This window comes from Silvibacterium bohemicum, from assembly GCF_001006305.1.
GTDB lineage: Bacteria > Acidobacteriota > Terriglobia > Terriglobales > Acidobacteriaceae > Silvibacterium > Silvibacterium bohemicum.
This window is the reverse complement of the sequence record NZ_LBHJ01000009.1, coordinates 1-1,240: the sequence shown is the minus strand read 5'-3', so window position 1 is coordinate 1,240 and position 1,240 is coordinate 1. Positions and strand designations below refer to the sequence as shown.

At 54.3% G+C, this 1,240-nt stretch carries 1 protein-coding gene; it reads left to right on the top strand.

Features of this window, described 5'->3' with window-relative positions:
* Positions 1-84 precede the first annotated feature (84 nt).
* A protein-coding gene (locus tag XX99_RS16395; RefSeq protein ID WP_231581440.1) for an IS3 family transposase occupies positions 85-1,214 on the top strand; the annotation gives its coding sequence in 2 pieces (ribosomal slippage) (positions 85-334 and positions 334-1,214; 1,131 coding nt in all).
* The last annotated feature ends 26 nt before the right edge of the window (positions 1,215-1,240 follow it).

The window sequence follows — 1,240 nt, the reverse complement described above, 5'->3', positions numbered from 1 at the left end:
GTGATGGGCCTGGCGAAAACAGTACCAAATTGAGAGTTAGTTTTTGGCAGAGAACTTACCCTGAAGAGGGCGGAGGATTTTGCCATGAAGAAGAAGTTTTCTGTGGAGCAGATTGTTGGAGTGTTGAAGCAGGCTGAAGTCGGAGTTCCAATAGCGGAGCTGATCCGTAAGGTGGGAATCACAGAGCAAACCTACTACCGGTGGAAGGCGAAGTACGCCGGCCTGGAAGTGGATCAGGTCCGTCAAGTCAAACAGCTTCGTGAGGAGAACACGAAGCTGAAGCAGCTAGTGGCGGAGCTGACGCTGGACAAGACGATGCTGCAGGACGTGTTGCGAAAAAAATTCTGAAGCCCTCGCGTCGTCGCCCGGTAGTGCAGTATCTGGAACAGAGCTATCAGGTGAGCGAACGGCACGCGTGCTGTGTCTTGGCCCTGGGACGAACGACACATCGTTACGAGAGTCGCCGGGAACCGTGGACAGAATTGCGAATGCGCATGCGGGAGATTGCGCAAACCCGGGTGCGCTACGGCTACCGCATGATCCGCGTGTTGTTAAATCGCGAGGGCTGGAAAGCAGGTAAGGATTTGGTCTACCGCCTGTACAAAGAAGAAGGTCTGGGGCTGCGTACACGACCCACAGGAAGGAAGCGTGCGGTGGTACATCGTCGGGATCGCTTTCGTCCAACCGGACCGAATCAGGCATGGGCCATGGATTTCGTCTCCGATCAATGCAGCGATGGAAGACGGTTCCGTGCCCTGACCATCATCGATGTTTATACGAGAGAAAGCCTTGCCATCGAAGCCGGGCAAAGCCTGAGAGGAGAAGACGTGGTGCGTGTTCTGAATCGGTTGATACTGGAACGCGGTGTGCCCAAAGTCTTGTTCTGTGACAATGGCGCGGAGTTCACCGGTCAGAGGATGGATATGTGGGCTTATTGTAATGGAGTGAAGATCGACTTCTCGCGGCCCGGTAAGCCTACCGACAACGCCTTCTGTGAATCGTTCAATGGAACGCTTCGGGCCGAGTGCCTAGACACGCACTGGTTCCAGAATCTGGCTGATGCAAAACAGATTATCGAGGTCTGGAGACAGGAATACAATGTGAGTCGTCCTCACAGGGCTCTGGCTGACAGGACACCTGCTGAATTCGCCAGTCAGATCGCGGCTAGCCGCGATCTGACTGAATCAAAAACAGGCCAAAGGCTAACCATCTAAGTGGCACTGTTTTTCCAGGCCCATCA